At 45.9% G+C, this 18804-nt stretch carries 16 protein-coding genes; 3 read left to right on the top strand and 13 right to left on the bottom strand.

What is annotated here, in order from left to right; all coding sequences use genetic code 11:
- Positions 1-109: 109 nt before the first annotated feature.
- The 7 genes from B4V02_RS09280 to B4V02_RS09250 all read right to left on the bottom strand — a co-directional run bounded on the left by B4V02_RS09280 (position 110) and on the right by B4V02_RS09250 (position 10620).
- A complete protein-coding gene (locus B4V02_RS09280; protein WP_094154576.1) occupies positions 110-1162 on the bottom strand; it encodes a glycoside hydrolase family 53 protein in 1053 nt (350 codons plus the stop codon).
- 55 nt (positions 1163-1217) lie between these two features.
- Positions 1218-3305, bottom strand: a complete 2088-nt coding sequence (locus B4V02_RS09275; RefSeq protein WP_094154575.1) for a beta-galactosidase — start codon at positions 3303-3305, stop codon at positions 1218-1220.
- Positions 3306-3335: 30 nt separating this feature from the next.
- The gene (locus B4V02_RS09270) at positions 3336-4214 is read right to left on the bottom strand and encodes a carbohydrate ABC transporter permease (RefSeq protein ID WP_094154574.1); all 879 of its coding nucleotides are present in this window, start codon (positions 4212-4214) and stop codon (positions 3336-3338) included.
- Positions 4215-4241: 27 nt separating this feature from the next.
- Positions 4242-5132, bottom strand: a complete 891-nt coding sequence (locus B4V02_RS09265) for an ABC transporter permease (protein ID WP_010345499.1) — start codon at positions 5130-5132, stop codon at positions 4242-4244.
- 237 nt (positions 5133-5369) lie between these two features.
- Positions 5370-7052 carry a type 2 periplasmic-binding domain-containing protein gene (locus B4V02_RS09260; protein ID WP_094154573.1) on the bottom strand — a complete coding sequence of 561 codons (1683 nt, stop codon included), beginning with the start codon at positions 7050-7052 and terminating at the stop codon, positions 5370-5372.
- A 147-nt stretch (positions 7053-7199) separates the two neighbouring features.
- Positions 7200-8825, bottom strand: a complete 1626-nt coding sequence (locus B4V02_RS09255; RefSeq protein WP_094154572.1) for a response regulator transcription factor — start codon at positions 8823-8825, stop codon at positions 7200-7202.
- On the bottom strand, positions 8800-10620 hold the full coding sequence (locus tag B4V02_RS09250; RefSeq protein WP_094154571.1) for a sensor histidine kinase: 1821 nt from the start codon (positions 10618-10620) through the stop codon (positions 8800-8802). The genes B4V02_RS09255 and B4V02_RS09250 overlap by 26 nt, the downstream gene beginning before the upstream one ends.
- Positions 10621-10734: 114 nt before the next feature.
- Here B4V02_RS09250 and B4V02_RS09245 point away from each other — a divergent pair, with 114 nt between their 5' ends.
- Positions 10735-10941, top strand: a complete 207-nt coding sequence (locus B4V02_RS09245; RefSeq protein WP_094154570.1) for a hypothetical protein — start codon at positions 10735-10737, stop codon at positions 10939-10941.
- Between the two features lie 21 nt (positions 10942-10962).
- Here the strand turns inward: B4V02_RS09245 and B4V02_RS09240 are convergent, their stop codons facing one another.
- Complete coding sequence (locus tag B4V02_RS09240; RefSeq protein ID WP_094154569.1) at positions 10963-11400, bottom strand: NucA/NucB deoxyribonuclease domain-containing protein; 438 nt, start codon at positions 11398-11400, stop codon at positions 10963-10965.
- A 139-nt stretch (positions 11401-11539) separates the two neighbouring features.
- Between B4V02_RS09240 and B4V02_RS09235 the strand changes: the two genes are divergently transcribed.
- Both B4V02_RS09235 and B4V02_RS09230 read left to right on the top strand, forming a co-directional pair.
- Positions 11540-11734 carry a hypothetical protein gene (locus tag B4V02_RS09235; RefSeq protein ID WP_094154568.1) on the top strand — a complete coding sequence of 65 codons (195 nt, stop codon included), beginning with the start codon at positions 11540-11542 and terminating at the stop codon, positions 11732-11734.
- A 382-nt stretch (positions 11735-12116) separates the two neighbouring features.
- The gene (locus B4V02_RS09230; protein WP_007431081.1) at positions 12117-12419 is read left to right on the top strand and encodes a hypothetical protein; all 303 of its coding nucleotides are present in this window, start codon (positions 12117-12119) and stop codon (positions 12417-12419) included.
- A 69-nt stretch (positions 12420-12488) separates the two neighbouring features.
- Here the strand turns inward: B4V02_RS09230 and B4V02_RS09225 are convergent, their stop codons facing one another.
- From B4V02_RS09225 to B4V02_RS09205, 5 genes are all read right to left on the bottom strand, one after another.
- The gene (locus B4V02_RS09225; protein WP_094154567.1) at positions 12489-14366 is read right to left on the bottom strand and encodes an Ig-like domain-containing protein; all 1878 of its coding nucleotides are present in this window, start codon (positions 14364-14366) and stop codon (positions 12489-12491) included.
- Positions 14367-14485: 119 nt separating this feature from the next.
- Positions 14486-14908: a hypothetical protein gene (locus tag B4V02_RS09220; RefSeq protein WP_007431083.1), complete on the bottom strand. Its 423-nt coding sequence runs from the start codon at positions 14906-14908 to the stop codon at positions 14486-14488.
- 16 nt (positions 14909-14924) lie between these two features.
- Complete coding sequence (locus B4V02_RS09215) at positions 14925-15593, bottom strand: uracil-DNA glycosylase (protein WP_094154566.1); 669 nt, start codon at positions 15591-15593, stop codon at positions 14925-14927.
- 242 nt (positions 15594-15835) lie between these two features.
- The gene (locus B4V02_RS09210) at positions 15836-16513 is read right to left on the bottom strand and encodes an S-layer homology domain-containing protein (protein ID WP_094154565.1); all 678 of its coding nucleotides are present in this window, start codon (positions 16511-16513) and stop codon (positions 15836-15838) included.
- Between the two features lie 100 nt (positions 16514-16613).
- Positions 16614-18674: a glycosyl hydrolase 115 family protein gene (locus B4V02_RS09205; protein ID WP_208618712.1), complete on the bottom strand. Its 2061-nt coding sequence runs from the start codon at positions 18672-18674 to the stop codon at positions 16614-16616.
- Positions 18675-18804: the final 130 nt, after the last annotated feature.

The raw sequence follows: 18804 nt of genomic DNA, 5'->3' as shown, positions 1-18804 counted from the left end.
CATCCGTCATAGATAAAAATAGAGAACCTCTATTCCGCACAACATGCGAATTAGAGGTTCTTTGACATTTCCACAATTAGTTTCAGACTAGTTTCAGATTCGTTTTAGTTTAGTTTAGAAATCCTTCCAAAGCGGAGGTTGGCTTTCCGTCAGCCTGCCAAGCACCTTTGTTGTAGCCCTTGTTGTAACCTGGGGTTGCAGCCGGCTCCCAATAAAATACCCCTGCGCCTTTGCCACCCCCGATGTTCCGCACCTTTGTTTTGATAGCGGCAATAAATGCCTTGGAAGCTGCGGGTTCATTATAATCCATCCCGATTTCACTGATGACAATGCCTTTGCCGTATTTTGCAATGAGGCTATTGGCATTGGCAATCGTCTGGTCCACCTTGCCCTGCCAGTCAGAAGAAGACGGATACAGAGACAGCCCGACGAGGTCAAACTGGGCCCCATTGTCAATCAGCCCGCCAATATTCCAGTTTAACGTGGAACCGTTATCCCCGTTAGCCAAATGTACGATCGTCTTGGTGCTGCTGCTTACCGATTTTACAGCGTTATTGCCTGTATTGACGAGCCATGCATAGTTTTTCATATTCACCGAGGCTTTACCGTCATCCCAGAGCATTCCATTGTTCGTCTCATTGCCGATTTGTACCCAGTCTGGGGTCACGCCCTTGCTTTTCATCGTGTTCATAACATAAACCGTGTGGGACCAGACTGCATCCATCAGTTGTGTAAAGTTAAAATTGCGCCATGCGTAAGGCTTGTTCTGCTGGCCTGGATCAGCCCAGGAATCGCTATAATGCAAGGTCAGCATAACGCTCATACCCAATTTTTTGGCTCGCTGCGCCAGCTCTGCCGCCTTCTCCGCATTCATGTAACCGCTTGCATAATCGTTCATGTTAGGGTTTACCCATACACGGATACGTACCGAGTTGATCTGGTAATCGTCTCGCAAAATTTGCAGTACATCCCGACGAACCCCTTTTTTATCCTTCCAGGTCATACCTTGTGCTTCCATTCCTGCTACCCAGCTTATATCTGCTCCTTTGGCAAAAGCAGGGGCGGCTGAAGCCGTCCCCAACCCTGCAAAGCCAAACGGGTACAAAACACTGGATAACAAAATCAACACCGCAAATAGTATCATTCGGTTGCTTGTTTTCATAAGTCATCTCCTATCTGAATTTTGGAAAAAGTCAGCCCTTAGCCTTATACCATTTCTAATGTATGCGCTCTGTCTTGAGAACCTTGACAGCATAGTTATTCAATCGAAGTTTATCGTCTTCAATCACACGATTTTCCAGCATATCCACATAGATTCGTCCATCCAGTGTAATTTCTTGCGACTCATGCGTAAAATTCAAAATAAAAATATAATCGTAAACTCCATCAGTGCGAATCGCTGTATTTACTCCATGCGGCAACTTGACATGAAGTGCTTTACTGATTCCTTCACCCTCAATCAAGCTTCTGTAAAAATGACTGTTGAACGATCCCGTGTTGCGTGAAGCGATGTAATAAGCTTTTCCCTGTCCCAAACGGTTCACCGTCAAGGCTGGACGTCCTGCATAAAAGTCTGAACCGTATACAGCCAGTACCTTTGCACCTTCCGTATGAATAAGGTCGCACAGCTCTATAGCCTCATACTCACCATTCAGATTCAACTCATTGCCCTCAACCGGCAAAATGCGATTTCGGTCGTGATCATGCAGTCCGTCGATCTCTTCCGACCATATTCCCAGCGTCTTGCGAAGCGGCCCCGGAAAGCCTCCAAGGAAGCACAAATCATGTTCATCCACAATGCCGGACCAATAGGTTGCTACAAAAATGCCACCGCTTTCAACAAACTTTTGTATTCGCTCACCCACACCGCTGCGGACCATATACAGCATTGGAGCTACTATAAGCTTGTATTTGGAGAAATCGGCATCCATATGAATGACATCTACAGGCACACCCTGCTCCCACAATGCCAAATAATGCGCTTCGGCTGTCTCCTCGTATTTCACACCTTTATTCCGCGGCCCTTGCGAGTCATTGACTGCCCAGCGATTCTCCCAGTCGAAAATAACTGCAGCCTCAGCAGGCACAGATGTACCGATAACCTCCTCCAATTTTTCCAGCGCATTGCCGACCTCTGTCACGTCTGCGAATACCCGAGTGTGCTCATGTCCGACATGATCGACGACTGCACCATGCAGCTTTTCACTCGAACCGCGACTTTTCCGCCACTGAAAATATTGAACGGTGTCTGACCCGTGTGCTACAGCCTGTAAAGACGATAGCAGATGCATTCCTGGTCGCTTCAGCTTGCTGACCTCTTGCCAATTCGTCAAACTCGGTGTACTCTCCATGAGCATCCAAGGCTTGCCTCCTTTGATTGAACGAATAATATCGTGCATCATCGCTACCTTCGCAGCCTGACGGCTCTCATCACCTCCCCGGTCATGCCACGTCGGATAGCTGTCCCAGGATATAATATCCAGCAGATCGGCAAACTTCCAGTAATTCAGTCCTTCAAAAAATTCCATTAGATTGGTCGTGACCGGAAGTGCCGGGTTCGCTGCCTTGAGCGGCACAATTTCGTGTTGGATAAAATCTGCGGTCTGATCGGTCACAAACCGTCTCCAGTCCAAATTCATAGCATGGACCTGTGTTTCACCGTGAGGGGCCGGAGACTCGATTTGGCTCCAATCCGTAACCGTATGACTCCAAAAGGTCGTCCACCATGCGTGATTAAGCTTATCCAGTGTGCCATATTTATCCTGTACCCAGGCGCGGAATGCAACCTGACAATAATCACAGTGGCATTCTCCACCAAATTCATTGGAAATATGCCAGCCAATGACAGCCGGATGATTCGCATAGCGCTCGGCCAGCTTTATATTCATGATGCGTACTTTTTCCCGGTATACTGGCGAGGTAAAACAGTGGTTATGGCGGAACCCGTGCAGGTTGCGGACACGGTTAGCCTCCACTCGCAGCACCTCAGGATATTTTTGTGACATCCAGGCCGGTCTGGCTCCACTAGGAGTGGCCAAAAACGCATAAATTCCGTTCTCGGCAAACGAATCCAGGATACGGTCGAGCCATTCAAACGTAAATACACCTTCCTCGGGTTCCAATGAAACCCATGAGAATATGCCGACGGACATCACATTACATTTAGCCAGCTTCATCAGCCGGATATCCTCTTTTAGCACCTCGGGATCATGCTGCCATTGCTCCGGGTTATAATCCGCTCCATGCAGCATACGCGGAACTCGCTCACTGATTGGCGGGTATTTGAATATGTTTGGATGCGACACTGTAAATCATCTCCTTTAGATCAATAGGGTTTACTCCTTGACAGAACCAAGCGTCATACCTTTAACAAAATACTTTTGTAAAAATGGATATACAATAAGAATAGGCGCTGCACCAATAAAAATTTGCGCTGCATTCACCGTCGTTTGTGAAAGCAATTCCATTTCTTTGGGACTCATACTCATGGAGCTCATGTCCTTCTGAATGATTACCGTTTGCAGGAAGGTAGCCAGTGGATAATCCTTGGCATTGCTCAAATAAAGCAGACCATCGAACCATGAGTTCCAGTGAAATACCATACTGAACAACGCAATCGTCGCAATAGACGGCATGGATATCGGCAAAAATATACTAAACAAAGTCCGAAAATGTCCTGCCCCATCGATCAGTGCGGCCTCCTCCATCTCCTTGGGTATGCCTCTAAAAAAGTTCAGCATGAGGATGACCAGAAATGTATTGACCGCTCCCGGCAAAACAAGTACCCAAAAGCTGTCCATGAGATGAATCTTTTGAATAACCATATAAAATGGAACCAGACCACCGTTAAAAATCATACTGAATACGAACAGCCATGAATATACGTTGCGGCTGCGGAATACAGATGATTCTTTTGAAAGTGGATAAGCAGCTAAAAAGGTAATTAGCAGCGTCAAGCCAGTACCGAGCACGGTCCGGAGAACAGAAATCCAGATAGAATGCAGAAAAATAGGATTATTCATCGTCTTCTTGTAGGCTTCCAGTGAAAATTGCACCGGCCACAGTCCAACCAGATTGGCGTCTGCTGCTGATTTGGCACTAAATGATACTGCCAATACATGAATCAGCGGAACGATACACATGATGGATAAAAGCACAAGCAGACAAATGTTAAACACATTGAAGATGCGATATGCCGTTGTTTTATGATACATGACTCTCCCTCTTTCAGCCTTGTGGAATCAAAATATGCGGTAGCCTGCCCATTTGTATGCAAGTCGATAGGATATCAGAATGAGAATCATACTGATCACAGATTTAAACAATCCGATGGCGGTAGCAAAGCCCATTTCCCCGTTAATTAATGCTGTCCGATAGACGAACGTGTCAATTATATCGCCTTTTTGGTATACAAGCGGGTTGTACAGGTTGAAAATCTGGTCGAAGCCGGCATTCAGGACATTACCGAGTGCAAGTGTACCCACAACCACAACCATCGGAATCAGCGAAGGCACAGTAATATGCAGCGTCTGTCTCCAGCGGCTTGCCCCGTCCATCTCTGCTGCTTCATACAACGAAGGATTGATCCCCGCCAATGCGGCGAGAAAAACGATAGTATTATAGCCAAACTCCTTCCATATATCTGACACGATTACCGTAAAGCGAAACCAGTTATTGTCTCCCAAAAAAAAGATGGGCTGGATTCCAAAACTGCCAAGAATACGGTTCATAAAACCATCTGTAGCGAGCAGATCAACCAGAATCCCGCCCAAGATGACCCACGACAGAAAGTGTGGCAGGTAAACCAGTGTCTGAATGGATCGCTGAAGTCCAACCTTGCGAATTTCATTCAGCAGAATGGCGAAGACAAACGGAACGAGCAGATTGAAAAACATCTTCAGAACCGCGATAATCAGCGTATTCCAGACGACTTGCAGACTGTCCTCCCGTTGGAACAGAAAACGGAAATTATCCAGCCCAACCCACTCGGAGCCAGTTATACCCAGCCAAGGCTTGTAATTTTGAAAGGCCATCACGATCCCGCCCATTGGAATGTAGCTGAATACAATTAAAAAAATGATGGCTGGCAGCAGCATGATATGAAATGGCCACGTACGTTGCAGACTTCTCATTGCAGTTCCTCCTGTAACTCTCATGGTATACTTCAATTATAGAAGCGTTCCTACTAACGAAACAGTTCAAAAAACCAACATACATGGCACAAAAGCAATCATTTTTCAGCCTCGCCATGTGACTGGTAGTCTATCTCGCAAGCATAATGACAGCGCATTTATTTCCAATATAATCTGGTGATTGGTATGAAAAAGGCTGCCCGTGTGGGACAGCCCGTCTATCTATTTCAACTGTGTTTACTTCTCAACGCTCTTATACCATTCATTCACTTCTTTTGTAATTTGTTCGCCTCCGGCACTCTTCCACGTCTGCACGAAGGTATCAAAGGCCGAAATCGGCTGTTTGCCATAAATAATTTCATTGAAGGTCTGGTTTTCAATCTTATCCAGATAGTCCTTTTTGGACTTCATAGTTGGCGTAGTAGGTCCCGTGAACTGATCCTTCATGGAGATGTCCTTCTGTTCCATTAACACCTTGGCAGCCGCAGGTGTATCTTTGCCGTAATTGACCATTACATCCTTCTCCAGACGAGTCTTCGCTTCCGCGCCGTCAGCCAAACTTAACAAAGCCTTCATTTGGGCATCAGGTATACGCGCACCATCACGAACCAGCAAATAACGAACAGAGTTTACATAACCGCCTGGTATCTTGTCGATAGGCAACAGCTTTCCATTCGCATCCAGATCATAGTCGTAGCCCTTAAACAACCCGTTCGCCAAATCTCCTTCCGGTTTGGCATTTGCAAAATGATCAAACAAGTAATTTTGATAGGTGAAAAAAGCTTCAGGATGCTGCATTTGTTTGTTGATCAGTACGACACCATTGGTGTATTGAGTTCCATGGCGCATGGCTTTGTTGTCAGGCCCCACTGGAATTTTGATCGGCTTCCATACAGCGCTCTTCGCATTTTTCACCGTATCCTGAAGCGGCCAGCCGCTCATCCAGTATGGACCCGGTATGATGCCTGCTGTTCCTGCGACTGCAGGCTCTGACGTTTTATTCTCATCCCACAATGCTGCTTCCTGCGGAATGTATCCCTTTTTGAGCCATTCGCTCAGCTTTTGCAGACCCGGCTTCATACCTGGCTGCACGGAGCCATATTCCAGGCTGCCGTCCGCGCCTTTGTTCCATTGTTGGGGGAGTGTGCCATAGGCTCCGAAAATCCAGGACGGGTCACCCATCCAGGTGTTCATAGACGTTTTGAAACCGATGCTGAGCGGAATCACTTTGTCTGGAGACAGTCCGTCCGGGTTTTTATTTTTAAAAGCATCCATCACCTTTTCCAGTTCATCCATCGTCTGAGGAGCTTTCATGCCGAGCTTGTCCAGCCAATCTTGCCGCACCCACAGCACATAATCGTGGTTATAGGCGAAATCGAGTACTGGAATTCCCATTTTTTTGCCGTCCCGGCTATATTGGTTCCATACATTCGTATCCTGATTCATCGCCTGCTTCCAGGAATCCGAAGCATACTTATCGAACAACGGACCAGCTTCCGCGAACATGCCGGAATCGATCATATCCTGCGCCAGCTGCTCATTTTCCGTTCCCAGTACAACGACGTCCGGCATCTCCTGACCGGAGGACATCGCCAAACGCAGCTTCGTGGCAAATGCACCATTGGTATCCGTGACAGACCAGAGTGATTTTATATTAATACCGAATTTCTCTTTAGCCCATTTGGTCGCAACGTTATTTTCGATCGATTCGCCATTTTTAAATTTTAAGGTAGGATCTACACCCCATACGGTGGAAATGGTGACTTCCGGATTGTATTTTTCTTTGTATACGTTTTCAGTTTTGGCTGCGCTATTGGTATCTCCACCATTCCCCGTGCCCGAGCAGCCCACAAGGCCAACTCCTAATAGCATAGTTGCGGCGAGCAGCGACAACAGCTTTTTTTTCGAATGAACTCGCATATTGTTCCCCCTCAAAAAATCATTTTCTACTCTTTTATTATAAGAGGGCTTTTCTATGCAGCCTATGTCACAAAATAAATATTTCTGCACCTTTCCCAACCGATCCTTACTATTACCTCTTGCTATTACCTCTTACTGGTCCCGTCTTTATTGGTCCCGAAATTCATGCGGAGTCATTCCATAATGCTTTTTGAACATCTTGCTGAAATATTGGGGATTCTGATAACCCAGCTCTGTTGTAATTTCATATATTTTTTTGTTGGAGTACTTGAGCAAATACAGAGCCCGCTCCATTCTCATTCGGATGATATAATCTCCCAGACCTTCTCCGGTTTCAGCCTTGTAGATTTTGGACAGATAGACCGGATGAAGATAAACCTGATCGGCAATCGTCTTAACAGATAGCTCCTGACCTTTATCCTGGGAGATGAGCTCCTGAACCTGCTTGACCACATAGCTTTTGGCGCTTTGCTCACTTTCAGACCATTCCGACTTTAGCTTGTTCATCATCAAAAATATCCATTCCTTAAGATTGGAGAACGATTGAACCATTTGCTGCGCATGCAGCGGGTCAAAGCCCGTTTGATCCATCTGCGTAATGAAGCGTCCTTGCTTATGCGCCGTGTACATAAATGCGCTCGTTACCGTAATAAACAGCTCATATAAATGCTCACGGGTATACCCTGCTTCCTCTATCTTGCCAAATACACGATTTATCTTCGCTTCAGCCTCCTCCCATTGTCTGGACTCCAGAAGATGGGTCAGCGTTGGGTGTACGTATAACCCCTCCAGCAGCTTGGCTGAATTGTACGAATGTTCTGGCTGTTCTTCTATAAAGAGCAGCGTATCCGTTTCCTCCTGCTGGTTCCAGTATAAGGACCTGATAGCTGACTGGTATACCTTAGGCAGCTCCTGTGGGAACATAAACCAGCCGGTTACCGTAACGTAAATTTCGCCTTTTAAGTAGTTGCTCACATTTTTTCGGAAATTGTCAATCGTCGCACGCAAAATATGATTCTGCTCGTCCATGCTCCGATCGGAAATCAGATTCCAATTTTCTTCTATCAATACAATTAGACAGTCATGCGGTGCTTTACAGTGCCAAACGTAAAAATCGGGCGCAAACACTTCTTCAGCAATATTCCCAATCGCATACTCTATTAAAGATATTGAATGATAATCCATATCAGAAAAATGCTTGCCTAGCTGAATAAGCAGCATACTGGCACGTTGTCCTGTGCGCAGCATAATTTCGTACTGTGACAACTTGTCCTCTATTACTTGTATAGACAGATGACGCCCAAGCACCAAATCATGCATCAGGTGAGTACGCAGCACACCAAAATCGGTCCTGCGACTGTACTGTAATTGATGAACCTTGTCAAAGGCCTCCCATTCTTCCTTTAGCGAATCGATGGCAGCTGATACACATTTCATAAACTCCTCATCATCCACCGGTTTTAAAATATAATCAAAAGCCTTAAGCTGGATCGCTTTTTTGGCATATTCAAAATCGGCATAGCCTGTGAGCAGCAAGCATCGAATGTGCGGCCATCGCTCGTTCACCTCAACAATCAGCTCTAATCCCGTCATGCCGGGCATACGAATATCCGTAACCAGAATATCAATGTCGTACGCTTCAAGCACATCCACTGCTGCCAATGCGGAAGCTGCTTGATGAACCCTCTCGATGCCCAGCGTTTCCCATGGAATGGTAGCCGCCAGGCTTTCGGTTACATAGCTTTCATCATCTACCAATAATATCTGAACCATAAGGTCCCTCCAGTTTAACCATATTCGAATTTGGGGAAGGTACAATCAAGCCGTTCGTCTGCTCTGCTTCTGCTGGCAGCGGCCATTTTAGAACCGCACGCAGTCCTCCCAAAGGTGACAACGAGAAAGCCAGTCCGGCGTCTTCTCCAAAATGCAATCGCATGCGTTGATGTACATTCCATAAGCCGTAGCCATGTTTCTCTTCTACAGGCTTGTCAAGCGTTGATGTCAGGGCTGTTATAGCCTCTTGGCTCAAGCCTAGTCCATTATCATCCACAATCAGGTGTATATACGAGCCGACACACTCGGTTTTAATATGGATGATGCCATCCTCCACTTGAGGTTCTATCCCGTGCAGCACCGCATTTTCCACTAGCGGTTGCACTACAAGCAGCGGAATCAGCAGACTATTGGCCTGTGGAGAAACATCAATTGTAAACGTTAGCCGTGGCATACGCATCTGCTGAATTTTCAAATAATATTGAACAAACTCGACTTCCTCTGATAATGGCACCAAATCCCGTTCCTGCCTTGTCGTATATCGATAATACCTTGATAAATTATGCGCCATGGCCACGACCGCCTCATGATTGTGGAGCTTCGCCATACTTGTAATGAACGAAAAACAATTATAAAAAAAGTGTGGATTAATTTGTGACTGGAGCTGCTTTAGACGCGCTTCCTTGACATGCAGCTGCTCAACATACACCTTTTCAAACAGCTCCTGAATCTGTTCGACCATCAGATTGAATTGACGGGACAGGAAAGCAAACTCATGACTCCCCCTTGGGCTTAATCGAACAGCATAGTCTCCATCCTTTAATCTCCGAAATGCCCGCACAAGCTGGAGAATCGGCACTTGTACCTGTGAATGAAGCAGGTAAGCACCAATCAAGCCTACCAGCAGCAAGCCAACAACGGTGATATAAAATAATCGATTTGAAGAATAAATTGGAGACATTATATCGGACAAAGGCATATAGTCAATTAAATACCAGCCCGTCGTTTGCGAAAGAACGGCATGAACCAGGTAGCTCTCTTCTCCAATTTTCACGGTCAGATTATCAACCTCATGCAGCCCCATTTTTTCCAATTTTGTAATCAGCTTGCCGGACAGCTCTTCATTCGCAGTACGATTATAGATCGCTCCTACACCTTTTTTATAATAAAAAGGCTCCTTCCGTCCATCACCTTTAAAGCGGTCAAGCATGTCCTGAATGTTGCTGCCGTCAAATTCGACCTTAATAATCGTGTTGGCGGTTTCAGGATTACCAAGTGAGGAAAACGGGGATAACGTATACAATGAAAATATAAACTGATCCTTCCCGTACATTCTTTTTTTGGATACCTGCCAGCCATCTTTAATCAACTGGTTTAGTTTTTTCTGATCATAAAAACCGGCTCCATCTTCTGACACAACACGTCCAAGTGAAGGGGAATAGATATCCAGACCGGTTCTCCAATTCGATGAGCTTTCCTGAAGTCCCAGCTTGGTCTGGATACGTTTGATAAGATTAATTCCATCTAAATTGAGAGTCTTATCCTTTAAAAAAATGGCCTGAAAGCTGGCAACATCAGGATCATGAATCAACAAATGCGGCCAGGCGGATATCATTTCAATATTGGTGTTTACCTGATTTTGAAAAAAAGTCAGTTGATTATAATTGGACTGGTTCAGCTCGTTACGTAGCACTCTTGTCGTCATCTGATTGGAGTAGACGTACAAAACTAGTACAGGAATCAGCAATAGAATAACGATAGAGACGATTTTCGTATAAAAATTAAATTTTAACATGTGGTCTACACATCCTCTGCACAAAAAACAGGCATACTAAAAAGGTTTGCTTGAGCCCTGACCTTCCCCGCTGTCAGTACATACTATACATTATCAACGGTTGGCGGTGATAACATGTTTGACGCTAAGCAAATGGACTGGTTAAATCAACTATCCGCTGAAGATCTGGCGATATTAGGTGCCGGCTTCACTACATTAGGTGATTTTTTTGCTTTTTTGGCATTGGTTAAAGCCAAACAGGAACCTTCTAAGGGAAAGGGAAATGAAGTTGTGGCACTGATCAGGGCCAAACAACAACCTCATAAGGGAAATAAAAAATAACTATACGATTTCATAGCATTTTTATTTCACGACAAATTTTACACGAGTTCCATCCTCATACTCATCCAATTGGTGACTTACCCATGATCCTGCCCCACGATTATCCTTAGGAGCTATGTATTTGACATTTGCACCTTTACCACCTTCTGAGCACATCGCCATCGGCCATTCGTCACGATCGAAGCCTTTACGAGCGGGAACTCCTGCAAGCGAATGCTTGCGATTTTGCTCGGCTCCTTCACGATCAATTGTGCATACCGATGATTTTCCCGTCTGAATCGCTTCCTTGATATGCTGCGCCGTTTCTGGATACCGATCCGACGGAAAATGCAGTGTAACCTGTACCGATGAGGGCGGGTTCTCTTGTGGTGTTTTCGTAAGGAGATCGACTCCTTTAAACCAATACATACCCGCGGCCAATAGCACTACGGTTATAAAACTCAACAGTTTTTTCTTCAATTTTCCTCTTCCCTTCAAGCTATTCCAGTGGGTGCCTTCAACCAAGGAATCCCTGGATTTTATTTTTTGCAACCCCTTACGGACTATAAAAAATGGTTGAATATTCGACGACAAATAATACAGAGAGGAGGTTGCACAGATGAACGATGAGATCAAGCTGGCCGTGAGCCACATGCAAGCCGTTGTAATCCGGTTACACAATGGAAGTACCGTTATTGGCTGGCCTAAGCTCCTGTCTGACCAAGAGGATCAGCATTTCAAGCTCTACGATGACGAAAACGTATATACGATTGCAATTCAGGACGTGGATACTGTCGCACGAGTTATTGTATAAGATACATGAAGCGACTCAATGCAATATCCAGCGGACAAGCCCAAACAAGGCACACCACAGGAGAAGACTGATCAATAATCCCCAGAACAAACCTTTAAAAAGCTTCATACCATACTGACAACCTTTCCAACTGGCTTTTCGATATTATAACATGTCAGAAAGAGAGCTGTCGCAGCACGCTTCACATCATCTTTATATTATATTTTTTAAATTTTAAAATCACAGTACAAAGGCAGTGTGCAATAATTCCGAAAATTATGCCCGATCACCCATGAAAATGCAATCATGCCATAATAAAAGTCACATTTTAATTAAAATTTAAGGAAAGTTTCTCAAAAATTATGTATAATTATTGACATAATAAACATACGAGGTGATCATCATGGCATTACTAAATAGAGTTCAGGAATTAAAATTGCAACTGCCTAACGAGCATCATAGCATCTCGCAATACGTGGAGCATGCACTGCACTCGATTGATAATTTTGTGGAACAGCATCGTCAATTTGTAGCCGCTCAGGCTTTATATGGTGAGAAAATCAATGGCACGGAAGAAAGACTGTTTCGTGATACGATTTCCGAGATTAAAGCCCAACTGGTAGCCACTTTGGAAAAAACAGTTGAAGACTTCGCCCACAGGGGCGATAAGCACTGGAAAAACCATTATCAGGACGGCGTAGAGTAAGTTGAAAATAACCCCCGGTCTTTGGACCGGGGGTTATTTTGTATACGTGAATGTGGCAGCGTACGCAGACTATTTTAACACTCTCGCAGATGTCGATACAGTTTTACCACCATAGACCACTTTGATGCTTGAACTTCCGGTCGCCACTGCCTTCACCTGTCCGCCTGTTACCTGTACAATCGACGGCTTGGAAGATGTCCACACCGCTGAGCTTGTCACATTGGTCATTGCGCCTGAATCATAAACTGCATTTACACTAAGCACTTGAGAGGAGCCTTTAGGAAGCTTCAGGTTCTTGTTGCTCAAGACCAACTTGAGCAGCTTGGGCGTTACCTTGATCTCCACATTAAACGACTTGTCTTGGTATGTGCCTGTAATGGTTGCTGTTCCAATTCCAACCGCTTTAATAGATGACCCTTTTACGCTCGCTACAGAAGCATTCGATGTAGTCCATTTTACCTTGCTGCTCAGCGTAGCTTTTTTACCATCTGTATATATGCCGATAACTTTGATGGACTTGCTCCCTTTCAAATTCATATCAGCACTTGTAAAGCTTGGGGTCAATGTAGAAATGGCTCCTTCTACAATGACAGGCACCTTCACGTATTTATTCATATACATGGCCTTGATGCCTGAGTTGCCACCGCTTACCGCTTTTACTTTACCGTTTCCTACTGTAACTGCCGCTGTTGTAGCGGCCCAGCTTACCTGATTCGTAACATCAAGTGTTCCCCCACCAGCCATTTGTGCCTTGATTGTCGGAAGACTCGCTTCTTGTCCTGCAACCAGTACATATTTCTTTTCAGAAGCGGTCAGCTTGAGCACTTTGTATTGCACGGTCACTGGAATATCCAGCTTGAGCGCACCTACTGTCGCTGTCAATGTTGCGCTGCCTGGATTTACTGCAACCAGCTTGCCACCTGCTATTTTGACTGCACTTTCACTGCTTAAGCTCCATTTCACATCGGATTGAACTGCTTTTTTAGCCCCATTGACCAAATAAGCAGATATCGTCGGAAGAGAAGTTTTGCTGCCTGTTTCGAGAGTCAGACTCGCTTTGCTCGATACCAGCTTTTCCACAGTCGGCAGCACATTAATCTTCAGCGTCTTGCTCAAACCGTGATAGGACGCTGTAATCGTCGCATTCCCTGCGTCCATCGGAGTGATTTTACCCTGCTCCACTGTAGCAACCAGCGGATTAGACGAAGTCCATTCTGCCGTGTTGGTTACATCGGTTTTGCTGCCTGTCAGGCTCACATCGGTTGCATTGACCTGAATGGGGAAGCTGCCCAGAAAGACCGATTTGGAACCGGACTCGCTTAATGTCAATGCCTGGGAGGAAGAACGCACATACACGATGGTTTGTGCTTTAAGTCCATCCTTGTCGGCTTTAATGTAAGTCACACCTTTGGCAAGCGGGCGTACAAGTCCATTCTCTACGGTAGCAACGGTCGAATTCGAAGATGTCCATTCCACACCGGACACATTTTCCGTCCCGCCTCCGCTAAGCACACCTTGAGCTGTCAGTTGCTTCGATTCTCCGCCAATGGTCAGATTCAAAGGACCAGACGGATTTAATTGCAGCTTGCTGTAAGGCGATTTTACTGTAATTTTCGTCGCTACTGTCTTGTTTTCATGTGTGGCGGTAACTTTGACCTGCCCTATCGATACCGGGGTAATGAGTCCCTTTTCTACCTTTAAGATACTTGGGTCTCCGGAGATCCATTCAGCTTTTTCGGTTACATCCGTTTTCCCTTTTTCTGTCACCAACCACACTTTTAATTGCGCAGGGTTTCCACCCAGATTGACTGTGGTTGGATTTTGACTATCCCACTCCACTGTGTAAGACGTGCTCTCCTCAGCCCGGATCAAACCTGCTGGCCATGCTGCAACTACAAACATCAGCAAAGCAAGTAAGAAGGTACTCCGTTTGCTCATACTCTTCATTCGTTTCTCTCCCTTGGTTTCATCTTTATAAATAGGGTATTATTAACAGCCCCGTACCTTTTATCGGTAAACAACGCACTAAATTGAACCCTTCAACAAAAATAGGTGGAATATAACAGTTAAAGTTCCCCGCGCAGCGACCTCACCACGAACAAATGCTCTTCCTTCGACAAGGTTTGTCCATCTTCAAGTACGACATCATGATCCGTATGACTTGCTAATTTGATATTGTAAGCAATCAGCTGGTCATCTTTCCAAACCGTGACTGCCGATTGAAAATAGATGGCATTATCAAACTGTATTGGAACGCTCATCACATAGCCAATGGAGTTCAGCTTGGCCGGATGGCGGCTTCGGCGCTCACGTCCGGGAGGAAGCATGGTAATATACGCAATATTTTCAAAAGGAATAGCCAGCATTTTCGGGCCTAAAATAACGTACTTGCGTGTATCATCCCATTTCTCGAGCGTCCCGCGCACCTTTTGGGTATGACCGTTGTTGCCGTGATATAAGATGACCTGACGTCCCTTCCATTGACGCATGTCCCCACCTCCAGTGCTAGCGGCTAGGAATCTCCCACCGTATCGGTTCCATTCCATGCTCCTGCAAAAATGCATTGGTACGCGAAAAAGGTTTGCTGCCAAAAAATCCCCGGTGAGCCGCGAGTGGACTCGGATGGACGGATTTCAGTACCAAATGCTTGCTGGTATTCACGAAGCTTGCTTTTTTCTGAGCATGACTGCCCCACAAAATAAACACTACTGGCTGCTCACGTTCATTAATCGCTTCAATCACAGCATCCGTGAAACGTTCCCAGCCTATTCCCTGATGAGATTGCGGTTGTCCTTCACGTACGGTCAGCACATTGTTCAGCAGCAACACGCCCTGCTCAGCCCAAGGAACAAGGTAGCCCTGATTCGGAATGGGAGTCCCGATATCATCGTGCATCTCTTTGTAAATATTTTGTAGGGACGGCGGCGTGCGCACACCGGGTCTGACGGAAAAGCTCAAGCCGTGAGCTTGTCCCTCTCCATGATAGGGGTCCTGTCCCAATATAACCGCTTTGGTAAGATGATATGGCGTTAATTTGAGTGCTGAAAACAAATCTTCTTTTTGGGGATATACTTTGTGTATCTTGTACTCACGGGCTAATGTGTACCTTAATTCATTAAAGTAAGATTTTTCGACCTCTTCCCGTAATACATCATCCCAATCATTTCCAAACATAACTCCCGTCTCCTCTCGCTATGTAGATCTCGCAAATTGTAAGCTTTTTTATCCAAAAAAATAAGCCGACCCCTCATCCGGAGCCAGCTTATTTATTCGTTACTTGTGTTTTGCCGAAGGACCAGAAAAGTATTCTTACGATAGTCAGCTACCGCAGGGTCTAAATTCGATTTCCTTATTATAGCATTCACGATATTGATGTCAAGTGACTGAAAGCTTAAATCCGTCCAGAGAAAAGCTCTTTATTGCTGTATTTGTGACGAATTTGTATGAGTATTCAAATATTCCAATGCATTATATAGCATAACAGCAGCTTCAGCGCGTGTAATCTCGCTTTTTGGATGAAACTTTCCAGTCGCATCCAAAGTATTGACCTTGTACACTAGCGAGCGCTGAATGCTGCCTTGATAAGCAGGCTCCAATTCGCTGTCGTCAGAGATATTCACAGGTGCGATTTTAATCATGGGAAGAACGCCCGCTTTTTCGATGCCCTGAATCAGCATGTGGGTAAACTCCTCCTTGGTCAGAGCTTTGGCAGGATCGATATCTTTTGGAATGTCTACACCATTATAATGCGCGTTGATAAAAGCATCGGCGTACCATGCGGTATCCTTGACATGGGTGAACAGGTCGCTGGCCTGCGGTGCCTTTATAAAATCAATGGCAATCAAACTGAACCGGAATGCACCGGAGATCAGCTGAACTCCTTGTGCAGCGGTCACTTTAGAAGATGGGAGGAACTGCGTGTCAGAGACCCCTTTGAGTAGACCCTGATCTTTAAGGGATATGATTTTTTCTTTGCCGCTTACGTTGTCTAAATCCTTGAATTGGCTGTCTGCCGCAAACAATGGGTCTCCAATGGAAAAGGACAAAATGGCTACGGCTGTAACGGCTGCGAATGCACTTTTTTTCATACTCATATTAAGTTCCACCTTGTAGTTGAATTAGGCCGCTTGGCCATTAACAACTTCTATGACGTAGTACAAGCTGGAAAGGTTGCAGGACAAATTCTAAGATCCTTTAACATAGTACCTTCTCCAGGCAGTGTGCCAATTCATCATCAGATAGCGGCTTGCGATGCGTATTCTCCAGGTAGATATGTTTTTCGGTCTCCGGCATGATATATTGTTTGTACCACAGAAACATATCGGGGCTATCACCCTGAATCCGTAGAAATCTTCGCACCGTATCCGCATGAGAAATGGTGTTATCGAGATTGGTCAACCAATCCGCCCGGTAGAAATGCTCCCATCTTCCAGTCCCTGCGAGCGAGAGCGCTTCTTTCCCCTTCTGGTAGCTCCAAACGGCATGCGAAGCTTGTATAAATGCTCGTGGATAGTCTCCTTCAAGAAATAACCCGTAAGCGTTGCAGATGTTGGCCAGCCCTCGGCAACCGCTCAGATGCACTTCAATCTGCACAAGAAGCTGATTATACAGCCTGCGACATTCATCCTCCGGCAATTGCTTCATCGTTTGCAGACACCGCTCTTGCAGTTCAACCCAGCCCAGGATTGCCGATTCGGCTTTTTCCTTGAACCAGCGTACCTGTTCAGCAAAAGGTTTTTCTCCAGCAGCCCAACACAGCCGTTCATCATAGCCTTCTTTGCCTTGCAGCCAAAAGCCCATAATTTGCCGCGCTGGATGGTGATAGAATTCCTCCCCCGCCCGATCATCCTTGTGCGGACCATAAACGATACTACAACGGGAATAATCCTGGTACAATCGGGAAATCTCTTGATGCTGACGACTGTACAAGCGCCCGATAAAATCAGCAAGCTGCTGTCCAGCATCCGTGTTACCATACGTCCATAAATTCGCTGCCAAATCCAGCGTATATAAATGCGGCAAAATATTACCCGAATTGACCAGCAGATACTCGTCTGCTCCTACGGCAAATGCTGTTGTTAATTCGTCAACAATCAGCTCGGCAGAGGAGGGAAATTGAGTAAGATGGTTTGACGCCTGCAGGTCGTGGAAGGTCACATGATAATATACTCCGTTCTTGCCTTCATCCTCCACCTCGGGCAATGCCGGTACACGATGGTTGAGATTGCCATGGCGCCGGGATACCATTTTGCCGTAACCATTGTCCGCCCATATTTTAATTACCCCTTCGGGAACTTCAATGTGCCCCTGCTTGTATAACTCGGCAATCTCGCCATACATCGCCATACTGCACACGGGCTGCTCCACACATTCGCAGATCATACTGTACTGTTTGCGAACCACGTACGATATTAATTGTCCACGTTTCTCCGGCGTATTAAAGGAAGGGTCATTTTCCCAAAAAGGCTTGTCTCCCTGTCCACGAAAAGACAATACCCATACAATTTTCTCCCCCTTCTGCCGTTCGATTGCTTCCCGCCATAGCTGCTCAAACAGCTCGGGATGCTCCTTGTAGCTGGCCTGCTTCCCTGGAAAAGCGCGCAAAAACATCTCCGCACCCAGCGGCTCGGCATGATGGTGTGTAATCCATAATCCCATGTCTGCCGCAAGCTTATGATGGATACCTGTGCGCGGTAAATCCGTTCCCGGAATCACCATGTTGCCGCCACAGCGTAGTAATGCTTCAAAAACGGGCTCCCATACCTGCTCCGTCGGCGGATAATCATCCTTCCAACCAATCAGACATACCTCATCATTGACAAACCAGCCCCGATAGCGAACCTTGGGCGGTATACTGTCATAATCCTGGCCCGGGAGGACTATGGGATCCCGCCTGGTCGGAGGAAGTTCTGCCCAGAACCAGAACGGCTCTACACCCAGAACGAAGCGACTGTAATGGAGCAGCCCGTAAATGATCCCGAGCTCATCACGGCCAATGATATGAAGTACCGTTCTCTTGCCATCAGCAACAAAACGCAAACAATACCCCTCCGGCCACTGTGGGCATCCATCCTCTTCCTGCGCATAACGGATCATGATCGAGGCCTCTTCTTCTGTTTGCAATGGCTCTCTGCCAAACACTTGCTTATGATCTCGCGCAATCATTCTCCAAGCGTGTGCAATCGGCACATTTCCGCCAACTTGAAGATTGTATCCGCTTTCAGATGTAATGATCATAGGTTCACAGGGTTTCATGGATTGTCATCTCCTATTCAACGGTGAAGGTTCTTCTTACCTTTATTGTATAGATTGGCGACAGACTTAGATAGTCTATAATATTGCGGATATTGCTCAATCATACAAAAGATCAGACATCGTATGTACC

Origin of the sequence: Paenibacillus kribbensis, assembly GCF_002240415.1 — a bacterium.
In the GTDB taxonomy this organism is placed as follows: Bacteria; Bacillota; Bacilli; order Paenibacillales; family Paenibacillaceae; genus Paenibacillus; species Paenibacillus kribbensis.
Note: the sequence above shows the minus strand (reverse complement) of the source record. Positions and strands in the feature narration are given on the sequence as shown.

Coding starts and splice junctions, on each gene's coding strand:
- B4V02_RS09280 (WP_094154576.1), bottom strand. CDS start 1,162: ATGAAAACAAGCAACCGAATGATACTATTTGCGGTGTTGATTTTGTTA.
- B4V02_RS09270 (WP_094154574.1), bottom strand. CDS start 4,214: ATGTATCATAAAACAACGGCATATCGCATCTTCAATGTGTTTAACATT.
- B4V02_RS09265 (WP_010345499.1), bottom strand. CDS start 5,132: ATGAGAAGTCTGCAACGTACGTGGCCATTTCATATCATGCTGCTGCCA.
- B4V02_RS09260 (WP_094154573.1), bottom strand. CDS start 7,052: ATGCGAGTTCATTCGAAAAAAAAGCTGTTGTCGCTGCTCGCCGCAACT.
- B4V02_RS09255 (WP_094154572.1), bottom strand. CDS start 8,825: ATGGTTCAGATATTATTGGTAGATGATGAAAGCTATGTAACCGAAAGC.
- B4V02_RS09250 (WP_094154571.1), bottom strand. CDS start 10,620: ATGTTAAAATTTAATTTTTATACGAAAATCGTCTCTATCGTTATTCTA.
- B4V02_RS09245 (WP_094154570.1), top strand. CDS start 10,735: ATGTTTGACGCTAAGCAAATGGACTGGTTAAATCAACTATCCGCTGAA.
- B4V02_RS09235 (WP_094154568.1), top strand. CDS start 11,540: ATGAACGATGAGATCAAGCTGGCCGTGAGCCACATGCAAGCCGTTGTA.
- B4V02_RS09230 (WP_007431081.1), top strand. CDS start 12,117: ATGGCATTACTAAATAGAGTTCAGGAATTAAAATTGCAACTGCCTAAC.
- B4V02_RS09225 (WP_094154567.1), bottom strand. CDS start 14,366: ATGAAGAGTATGAGCAAACGGAGTACCTTCTTACTTGCTTTGCTGATG.
- B4V02_RS09220 (WP_007431083.1), bottom strand. CDS start 14,908: ATGCGTCAATGGAAGGGACGTCAGGTCATCTTATATCACGGCAACAAC.
- B4V02_RS09215 (WP_094154566.1), bottom strand. CDS start 15,593: ATGTTTGGAAATGATTGGGATGATGTATTACGGGAAGAGGTCGAAAAA.
- B4V02_RS09210 (WP_094154565.1), bottom strand. CDS start 16,513: ATGAGTATGAAAAAAAGTGCATTCGCAGCCGTTACAGCCGTAGCCATT.
- B4V02_RS09205 (WP_208618712.1), bottom strand. CDS start 18,674: ATGAAACCCTGTGAACCTATGATCATTACATCTGAAAGCGGATACAAT.